Below are 7,766 nucleotides of genomic sequence, written 5' to 3' on the forward strand. Positions count from 1 at the left end.
TGTGTCATCTGTGTCGACCCTCTCCACCACGCATGCCAAGCCATGGTCGTCGCATCAGCGTGCCATGATTCGACCTACACTTCGAGCCAGTCCGCCCGCTCACGCTGCGCTACCCGCCAGGCAGGAGGAGGTCCGGGAATGGTGTCACGGCCGGCCCCGGCCTCGACGTCGCTCCCCTCGGAGCCGTCGGCAGGGACCAGTGAGAGCGCGCTGCCCGAATCCGGGAGATTCTGGCGCGAGCTGCTCGAAGACGTCCGCGACGCCGTGCTCGTGCAGGACGTCGGCGGGGCGCTGCGCTGGTCGAATCCCGCCGCCCGTGAACTGTTCGGCGGCGGCCGTCCGGTGCTGACCGCCGAAGGCCCCGACGTCGGCTATGTCGAGCACACCGGCCGCCGGTTCCCCGCGCGGATCCGGACGCTGCCCGGCGGCTGGCACGCGTGGACGGTGACCTCCGAGGTCGCGGCCGACGGCCCGCGCGTGGACGGCTTCCTCGCCTCCTCCGGTCCCCGGCTCGCTTCGGCCCGCGGGCGGCACGGCACGGCGAAGGTGATCGCCGAGCTCGCCGCGGCCGAACTCGCCGACTGCGTCTTCGTCCTCCTGCCCACCACTCGCGGCCGGTGGGAGTGGTGGAGCTGTGATCACCGCACCCACCACGGGCACGGCCGGATCCGCCGCGTCCCGGCCCAGCTGGCGCCGGTGCTCGCCGGCACCTTCGCCTCCACCGGGGAACCCGAGGCCAAGGCGGTCCCCGAGGAAGAGGTCGCGACGCTGCCCGCCGTCGTCGCGGAGCGGCTCGCCGTCCATCCGTCGGTCACCGTGGTCTCGCTCGGGTCCGACGCCGGTGCCGGGGTCACCGGCGCGGTCGTGCTCGGCAGGCGCGGCGCGCCCGCGTTCGGCGAAGACCACCCGCGCGCGGTGACCGAGTTCGCGCGCGCGGCCGGGACAGCGCTGGCGAACGCGCACCGCTACGCCCGCCAGGAAGAGGCCACCCGCGGTCTGGAGACAACGCTGCGCCCGACACCGCCGCCGGAGGTCTCCGGCGTCAAGTTCGACGTCTGGTACGAGCCGTCGAGCGGGCTGCTCGACGTCGGCGGCGACTTCTACGACGTCCTGCCGCGGGAGGACGGCGGCGCGATGTTCGTCCTCGGCGACGTCTGCGGCAAGGGCGCCGAGGCGGCCGCGCTCACCGGCCGGGTCCGGCAGACCCTCGCCGCGCTCGATCTCGTCGAGCACGACAACACGACCTTGCTGAGCCTGCTCAACTCCCTGCTGATCACCGGCGGCAGCGGCCGGTTCGCCACGCTGGTGCTCGGTTCGGTGCTGGCCGGCGAAGACGGGCTCGGCGTCACCCTGGCCTCCGGCGGGCACCCCGCGCCGCTGGTGGTGCGCCGCCGCGGCGGGGTCGACGAGATCACCCTGCCCGGCACGCTGGTCGGGATCTCGCCGCAGGCGCGGTTCGCCGAGACGGCCATCCAGCTGGCCGAGGGTGACATCTGCCTGCTCTACACCGACGGGATCACCGAAGCGCGGCACCACGAGCGCCCGTCGGACCTGTTCGGGGACGAGCGGCTGCGCGAACTGCTGACCGGCTGCCGGGGGATGTCCGGCCGCGAGGTGGTCGGCCGCGTCCGCTCCGCGGTGCGGGAGTGGCTCGGCAGCGGGACGCACGACGACATCGCCGTCCTCGCGATCGAGGCTTCACGACCCGTTCAGTAGCCGCAGCACCGCCCGCTCCACGATGTCGCGGGCCTCGTTCGGATCGGCCGCCTTCCCCGCTCTCCGCGTCGCCCGGGCGATGGTCCGGTCTTCGTGGTACGCCGTGATCACGCGAGGGTCCACATAGGACCGTCTCGCGACGGCGGGCGTGTTCCCCAGCCCCTCGGCGACTTCGGTCATCACCGCCTTCTCGGTCCGTTTCATGCCGCGTTCGCTGGACGGTTTCTCCAGCCCCGCGAACGCGGAAGCGGCGAGCACCGTGGCGTTCCAGGTGCGGAGATCCTTCGCGGTGAAACCCTCGCCCACGAGTTCCCGGAGTCGTTCGTTGATGTCGTCGGCCTTGACCTCGTGCCAGCCGCCGCGGTCGCGGTAGGCGAGCAGGCGGTCTTCGCCGCTCCGCGCTCGCCGCAGCGACCGGACCAGCCGCACCAGAGCCTCGTCCGGCAGCCGGACCTTGCGCTGGATCCCGTGTTTCGCGGGGTAGTCGCACACCAGGCAGTCGTCCCGGAGTTCGACGTGCTCGCACAGCAACGTCGCGACGCCGTGGGTGCCGTGCTCGTCGGCGTAACTCTCCCCGCCGGTGCGGAAGACGCCCAGATCGATCATGCGCAAAGCACCCGCGAGCACACGCTCCCGCTTCAGGCCGCGCGCGCCGAGATCCTCCTGGACGGCTTCGCGCAGTTTGGGCAGCTTTCGCGCCAGCGCGAGGACGCGCTCGTGTTTCTCCTCGTCCCGGGCCCGCCGCCATTCCCCGTGGTAGAGGTACTGCTTCCGGCCGGCGTCGTCCACCCCGACAGCCTGGATGTGGGCGTTTTCGTGGGGGGAGATCCACACGCGCCGCCACGCGGGCGGGATGGCCAGCGCGTCGATTCGCCCGATCGTGTCCCGGTCCTTCAGCGGCTCGCCGTCCGGGGTCAGATAGCCGAAGCCACGACCTCTGCGCCGCCTCCGGATGCCGGGGGACCCGAGGTCCGCTCGCCGAAGTCGCATACGCGGCGAATACCCGCGGTGATCGCGGTTCATACCCATGGTTCGGCCTGCCCGGCAAGGGGTAGTCCGGGGGCGAGGAAGACTTCAGGAGGGAAACCCATGGCGAATTCGCTGAACGGACGCCGCGTGGCCATCCTGGCCGCGGACGGCGTGGAACAGGTCGAACTGGTCGAACCGCGCAAAGCAGTCACCGATGCCGGGGCGACGGCCGAGGTCGTCTCGCTGGAACCCGGCGAGATCCAGGCCATGAACGGCGACATCGACAAGGCGGACAAGTTCACGGTGGACCGTGTCGTCAAGGACGTGACGGTCGACGACTTCGACGCGCTCGTACTGCCCGGCGGCACGATGAATCCGGACAATCTGCGCGCGGACGAGAACGCGGTCCGCTTCGTCCGCGATTTCGTGAACAGCGGCAAACCCGTCGGGGTCATTTGTCACGGACCGTGGACGCTGGTCGAGGCCGACGTCGTCCGCGGCCGCACGCTCACGTCGTATCCCAGTGTGCGCACCGACATCCGCAACGCCGGCGGCACCGTCGTCGACCAGGAGGTCGTCAACGACAACGGCCTGATCTCCAGCCGGAACCCCGACGACCTGCCCGCGTTCTGCGCCGCGATCGTGGCCGAATTCGCCGGATAAACGAGTGGCGCGCGTCACAGGGATGGGGGATCGTGGTGACTGAGGAGGAGGTGCCGCGATGACCGTGCATGCCAGACGCTACGGCCGGTGGTGCCGCGAGCATTTCGACGACGAACACGAGCCGGAACAGGATCGGAAGCAGCCCGCGGACGCCAAGGCCACTCCGGACGTCACCGACGCCCGGGCCGGGCAGGCCCAGGCCGGTGACGGCACGGAGGGAAACCCGGGTCCGCTCAGCTGAGCGGCCGCCGGTACCAGACCCGTTTCGGGCCGGGCAGGCCGATCCGCGAGACGAGGTCGGTCACCACGCCGCCGATGATCAGCCACAGCAGTGCGGCCAGGCCGTCGTTGAACAAGGTTCGCAGCTTGGGGCCGTCCGGGGTGAACAGATTGCGCAGCCCGAGCGAGACCCCGCGCGACCACTGGTCGATCAGCTGCGCGAATCCGTTGCCGGGATTGGCTTCGCCGAACACGAGCAGGATGTGCACGATCAGCACCAAGGCGAAGATCCAGCACACCGCGTGGACGAGGGCGTTGACGACACGCACGACGCGGATCCTGGTGGGTGTCCGCTCGACGATCTCTTCCTGCGGCTCACGCGGGTCGTTGAGATAGGTCATCGCCGTCTCCCATCATCGTCCACAGTGGACACCTTGGCTGTCGCTCAGCCAGGGGGCTGGGGCTTGGTCTTCGTCTTGCTCCTGGTCTTCGTCTTGCTCGGTTTGTCCGAAGCGCTCGGGTCGCCGGTGGAGGCGTCCGACTCGCTCGGCGCTGTGACACTGGCGCTTTCGGTGGTGCGGGGCGGATTCGCGGAGACCGGCACGGCTTCGGTCACCACGACCGTGCCATGGGTCGCTTTCCCGCCCTGGGTGGGCACTTCGACGGCTTCCGAGGACACCGATCCCTGGTCCGCCGCCGGGCCCGAGGTGCCTGTCGCCGCGGGGGGAAGCATCCCGCCAGGCTGGACCGGCGGGGCCGCGCCGGTCTGGTTGAACGCCAGCAGCACGCCGACGGTGATCGCGGCGGCGGGCGCGCTGATGGCGGCGACCACGGCCGCCCGCTTGCGGGTGCTCGGCGCGAGGCGGACGACCTTCGTCCCGGTGGAGTCCTCCAGCAGGATCCGGGAGATCGCCGCCGCGGTCGGGCGCTGCGACGGCTTCTGCGCGGTCATCCCGCGCAACAGCGTCGTCATGGTCACCGACAGCCCGGAAGGGACGCGGGGTGGCCGGTGCAGCCGCCCGACCGCGGCCTCGACCGGCGTCCCGGTGTATTCACGTTCCCCGGACAGGCATTCGAGCAGCACCAGGCCGAGCGCGTAGATGTCGGCGGGCGGGCCGACGTTCTCGCCGCGGACCTGTTCGGGCGCCATGTACGCCGCCGTGCCGACGACACCGCCGGTCTCGGTCACCCTGGTCGCGTCGAAGGCGTGCGCCACCCCGAAATCGCCGATCAGCGGGCCGTCGTCGGCCATCAGGATGTTCGCCGGTTTCAGGTCACGGTGCGTGATGCCGTGCGCGTGGACGTGCGCGAGCGCGTCCGTCAGCCGGGCGGTCAGCTCGACGACCGCGTCCTGGGAGAGCGGGCCGGACCGCAGGCGCTGGGCCAGGTTCGGGCCTTCGATCAGCCGCATCGTCAGGTAGGTGTAGCCGTCGTCGGAGCCCGCGTCGTACAGCGGGACGAGTCCCGGGTGGCGGACCGCGCGGAGGGTCTGGATCTCCTGCTGCCGTCGGCGCTCGTCCCGGGTCATCGTGTCGGCGTGGAACAGCTTCAGCGCGACCTCGCGCTCTTCGAGCAGGTCACGGGCGCGGAAGACCCGCGCGGTCGCGCCGCGGCCGAGCAGGTCCCCGACCTCGTAGCGGCCGGCGAGTTTGCGGGGCAGATGGTCCGGATCGTGGACGTTCAGGCTGAAGCGACGTTGGGTGGTCCCGGCATCGGACTCCTCGTCTTCGTCACCACGCGAACCCGCGTCGTCCATCGGTGCTACCTCCGTCTCACCGGCCGAACGCCGAGTACCCGGTCCGGCCCCGGGCGAAACAAGGTTTGAGAGCGTACCGGAGATGATCTGGGGGTTCACCCCGAACGGCGGGCAACCCCCGCGAGGGCCGCACGTCCCGTTGTCATGAAGCCGAACCGGTGGGCCGCGCTCGCCGCCACCGCACTGACCGCCCTCGCCGTCTGCACCCCGCCCGCCGCCGCCGACTCGCTGGTACCCAAGGGTTTCGCCCCCGCGTCGACGAGCTGGACCGGTCCCTCGCGCGGGTTCGTCCTCGGGTATTCGCCGTGCGGGGAACCGGGATGGTGCGCGTCCCTGCTGTCGACGACCGACGGCGGGAAGCGGTGGCGGCGCGTCGGCGCACCGCCGATCTCCTTGCCGGACAACCACAATCAGGTCAAACTCGCCGTGATCGACGACCACGACGTCTTCCTCTCCGACGGCACCAGGCTGCTCTCCAGTCACGACGGTGGCGGCACGTGGTCCGGCGTCCGGCTCGCCGGGGTCCGGGAGCCCTTCTATATTTCGAAAATCACCGAAGCCGGAGCGCGCGTGCTCGCGATGGTCACCGGTTTCGGCAGCCCGTCGACGACGACGCTGTACGCCGGGCTTTCCGGCGCCCGGGTCCTCCTGCCCGTCCCGGGGTTCACCGTCACCGGCGCCGCGACCTACGGCGACGTCGCCACCAGTGGCGGGGTGCAGGTGTCGATGGGGGCGGACTACCGCGTCCAGAAGTACTGGACCTCCTCCGACGGCCTGACCTTCGCGGCCGCGCCGCCGCCCTGTCCGTCGGACAGTTCGGCGCTGCTGAGCGGAATCCGGCGAGGGCGCGTGCTGGCGTTGTGCAGCGGGGGACCGGGGACGCCGCATCCGGGCGCGACCGTCCGGCGGTTGTGGCGGGCGCCGAAACTCGGCGGACGATTCACCGGAACGGCGCAAGCGCCCATTCTCGGTGTCAATCAGAGCTTCAGCGCCGCTTCGCCCACGGCGGCGACCATCGCGGCGGAAGGCGGTGGCACCGGTTTCCTGCACAGCACCGTCGACGGCGGCGTGACCTGGAGGACGACCGAGCTCAGCGGCCGCGGGGTCTGCCTCAACGACCTGGACTTCCCGGACGAACGGGTCGGGGTGGTGGTCGACGGACTGCCGGACGCCGAAGGGGGATCTGCCGTCTACCGCACTGTCGACGGAGGCGGCACGTGGCGCGAACTCGTCTTCGCGTGATCCGCCGTCACCCTGTCCGGGATAATTGCAGGTAGGCAAGGCCCTTGGGGAGGTTCACTTGACCGCACGCGGTGTCGTAGCCTGTGCACTGTCCGTCGACGTCGAGGGAGCCGTGGACCGTGTTCGCACGATCCGCACGCGGCTGAAGGGTGGAGCGTGTCCATGACTTCGGACGAGGTCCGGGCTGTGCCGAGGCGCCCGCTACCACCCCTCGACTACGACAAGCCCAATCTTGCCCGCATGAAGGACGCCCTTCTCGGCGGACACGACCACTACGAGATCGACAGGCTGGCCGTCGAAGCCTTCCTCACGGTGGCTCCCGACGGCGCCGCGGTGGCCAAGGAGTTCCGGTCGTGGGCGAGCCGGGTGGTCCGGTTCCTCGCCGGCACCCGCGAGGTCGGCCAGTTCCTCGATCTGGGCTCCGGCATGCCCTACGTCGAGAACACCCACCAGACGGCGCAGCGGTACAACCCCGACGCGCTGGTCGTCTACGTCGACGACGACCCGGTGGTCCGAGCGCACGGACTGGCGTTGCTGGAAGACCATCTCGTCCACGTCAGCGGCGCGGACCCGTGCGATCCCGAGCAGACGCTGAACGATCCGGCTGTCGCCGGGCACCTCGAACTCGACCGCCCGGTCGCGGTGCTCCTCAACGCGGTGCTGCACCACATCGAAGACCTCGACGAGGCGAAGGCCGTCGTCCGCGGCTATCTCGACGCGCTCGCCCCGGGGTCGTACTTGCTGCTCACGCACTACTACACCGACGGCGAAGGCCCGCTCGGCGAGTTCGCGCGGAAACTCGACGGCCTGATGGCCGGCATCGGTTACCCCACGGTGCATCGCAGCCGCGCGGAGATCGAGTCGCTGTTCGACGGGCTGGAGATCCTCGAACCCGGCGTCGTCCACCTGCACGAATGGTGGCCGGAAGGCCCGCGTCTCGCTCCGTTGACCCAGCTGAACCACCTGAGCCTGAGCGGTGTGGCTGTCAAGCCTTAGCGCGGTTTGCTTTTGTTCGCTCGCGTGCACGGTCCGTGAAGGCCTCCTTGAGAGACCCAGGGTCCCTCAAGGAGGCCTTCACGGACTTGGTGATCGTCACGTTCGCACCAGGGGCACCGGCAGTCACAGTGGCCCCTCGTGAGCAGAGACAAGGCAAAGGCGGCGTGGTGGGGTATGCCCCAGCGGAACCAAGTTAGTATGGGGC

8 protein-coding genes are annotated in these 7,766 nt (G+C 70.4%); 5 read left to right on the top strand and 3 right to left on the bottom strand.

Annotated features, from left to right (window positions below; translation table 11 throughout):
- Window positions 1-138: 138 nt before the first annotated feature.
- Window positions 139-1,716 carry a SpoIIE family protein phosphatase gene (locus ACFWMR_RS33130; RefSeq protein WP_378381213.1) on the top strand — a complete coding sequence of 526 codons (1,578 nt, stop codon included), beginning with the start codon at window positions 139-141 and terminating at the stop codon, window positions 1,714-1,716.
- Here the strand turns inward: ACFWMR_RS33130 and ACFWMR_RS33135 are convergent.
- Complete coding sequence (locus tag ACFWMR_RS33135) at window positions 1,699-2,706, bottom strand: DNA topoisomerase IB (RefSeq protein ID WP_378381214.1); 1,008 nt, start codon at window positions 2,704-2,706, stop codon at window positions 1,699-1,701. The genes ACFWMR_RS33130 and ACFWMR_RS33135 overlap by 18 nt on opposite strands.
- Window positions 2,707-2,805: 99 nt before the next feature.
- Between ACFWMR_RS33135 and ACFWMR_RS33140 the strand changes: the two genes are divergently transcribed.
- Window positions 2,806-3,348 (top strand): type 1 glutamine amidotransferase domain-containing protein, encoded by a 543-nt coding sequence (locus ACFWMR_RS33140; protein ID WP_378381215.1) that lies wholly within the window; start codon window positions 2,806-2,808, stop codon window positions 3,346-3,348.
- Between the two features lie 58 nt (window positions 3,349-3,406).
- Window positions 3,407-3,589 carry a hypothetical protein gene (locus tag ACFWMR_RS33145; RefSeq protein WP_378381216.1) on the top strand — a complete coding sequence of 61 codons (183 nt, stop codon included), beginning with the start codon at window positions 3,407-3,409 and terminating at the stop codon, window positions 3,587-3,589.
- Here the strand turns inward: ACFWMR_RS33145 and ACFWMR_RS33150 are convergent.
- Both ACFWMR_RS33150 and ACFWMR_RS33155 read right to left on the bottom strand, forming a co-directional pair.
- Complete coding sequence (locus ACFWMR_RS33150; RefSeq protein WP_093938164.1) at window positions 3,582-3,968, bottom strand: hypothetical protein; 387 nt, start codon at window positions 3,966-3,968, stop codon at window positions 3,582-3,584. The genes ACFWMR_RS33145 and ACFWMR_RS33150 overlap by 8 nt on opposite strands.
- Before the next feature lie 44 nt (window positions 3,969-4,012).
- Window positions 4,013-5,323 (bottom strand): serine/threonine-protein kinase, encoded by a 1,311-nt coding sequence (locus ACFWMR_RS33155; RefSeq protein ID WP_378381217.1) that lies wholly within the window; start codon window positions 5,321-5,323, stop codon window positions 4,013-4,015.
- Between the two features lie 144 nt (window positions 5,324-5,467).
- Here ACFWMR_RS33155 and ACFWMR_RS33160 point away from each other — a divergent pair, with 144 nt between their 5' ends.
- Together ACFWMR_RS33160 and ACFWMR_RS33165 are read left to right on the top strand one after the other, a co-directional pair.
- Window positions 5,468-6,565 (top strand): sialidase family protein, encoded by a 1,098-nt coding sequence (locus ACFWMR_RS33160; RefSeq protein ID WP_378381218.1) that lies wholly within the window; start codon window positions 5,468-5,470, stop codon window positions 6,563-6,565.
- Window positions 6,566-6,727: 162 nt separating this feature from the next.
- Entirely contained in the window at window positions 6,728-7,561 is an 834-nt protein-coding gene (locus tag ACFWMR_RS33165) for an SAM-dependent methyltransferase (protein WP_378381219.1), read from the top strand.
- Window positions 7,562-7,766 lie beyond the last annotated feature (205 nt).

The sequence above is a fragment of the Amycolatopsis thailandensis genome (assembly GCF_042723255.1).
GTDB classification, from domain to species: Bacteria; Actinomycetota; Actinomycetes; order Mycobacteriales; family Pseudonocardiaceae; genus Amycolatopsis; species Amycolatopsis thailandensis.